Raw genomic sequence first — 1,190 nt, forward strand, 5'->3', positions numbered from 1 at the left:
TGGGGACACCATGAAAAGATAGCATGAGCTTGTCAGCCTGGCCGTTCTCAGACCAAAACTGTTTTATTTTATCGGCCATTGCTTTGATATACAGCGGATGGTCGTGATAAGAATTTATAAAGCGGAGTTCAGGCACCCAGCGACGCGCTGTTAGTTCTGTAGAGATCGCGTCAAAGGTGGAACCGGCAGTCGCACCTGAGTATTGAGGATACAAGGGAAGGATCACTAAGCGTCGAGCACCTTCTTCTAGCATTGAATTCATTACCTTGTCGATGGAAGGGTTGCCGTAACGCATCGCAAACTTGGTAACAAGCTTGTCACCCCATTTGGTTTCTAGCCTCTTGCTTAAGGCTTTTGCCTGCTCTTGTGTGTGCGAAAGCAATGGTGAACCATGCTCCGTCCAAACCGAGGCATAGGCTTTAGCCGACTTTTTTGGACGTATGCGTAAAATAATGCCGTGTAAAATTATCAGCCAGATAAGTCGCGGAATTTCTACAACTCGAGGGTCAGACAGAAACTGTCTGAGGTAAACTCGTAAAGCTTGTGGTGTTGGTCCGTCGGGAGTACCTAAGTTGGTAATTAACACACCTATTTTATCTTCTTGAGTGTGAGTGAAATCGTCTAGTCCTTTAAATTTCATAATACCTGTTCCTGTCAGTAATGCTTGTATCAACAAGATTGATTGTTTGTCGCGCTATGGCAAGGATACTTGTCTAGAAAACTGCATCATGCACTTAATTAATTGTGCATGATGCAGGAGTGTGGCTTGAGGTGACTAAAACTCTTCGACTGAAAAGTCCATGATGCTACTCTTTCCAGATTTTATGTCTGAAAGCAATGCCTCCATTTCTGGTGCGTATAAGCGGAAGAAGTGTTCAGCAGCTTTACGCTTGCCTTCTAGGAACGCTGCTGGGTATTGTTTGGCTGTTTCTGCTTGCTGCGTTTGAGCGGCCATTCTGGCCCATAATACAGCTAAGGTGGTTAGTGCAAATGTTCGTAGTAGCGTCGATGCCACCGCGCCTGCCTGTTCCGGATCTTGGCTTGCGTTCTGGCCTAACCAACTCAGTGCAGACTGCAAGGTAGATAGAAAACCTTCACAGTGCTTCAAGTGACTCTCGTTTGATACGATAGAAAGTAACGAACGCATCTCATTGAAGTAAGTTAGGGGGAGTTTCCCGCCTTTCATGGTT

The 1,190-nt window shown here is 45.7% G+C and carries 2 protein-coding genes; both read right to left on the minus strand.

Going from position 1 to position 1,190, the window contains the following annotated elements; genetic code table 11:
* Positions 1–640, minus strand: a 640-nt coding sequence (gene hemH, locus A3729_RS07250; protein WP_068633510.1) for a ferrochelatase, incomplete at its 3' end; no start/stop codon positions are given.
* A gap of 135 nt (positions 641–775) precedes the next feature.
* A partial coding sequence (locus tag A3729_RS07255; protein ID WP_197475652.1) for an acyl-CoA dehydrogenase C-terminal domain-containing protein occupies positions 776–1,190 on the minus strand: 415 nt, incomplete at its 5' end.

Source organism: Oleiphilus sp. HI0043, from assembly GCF_001634935.1.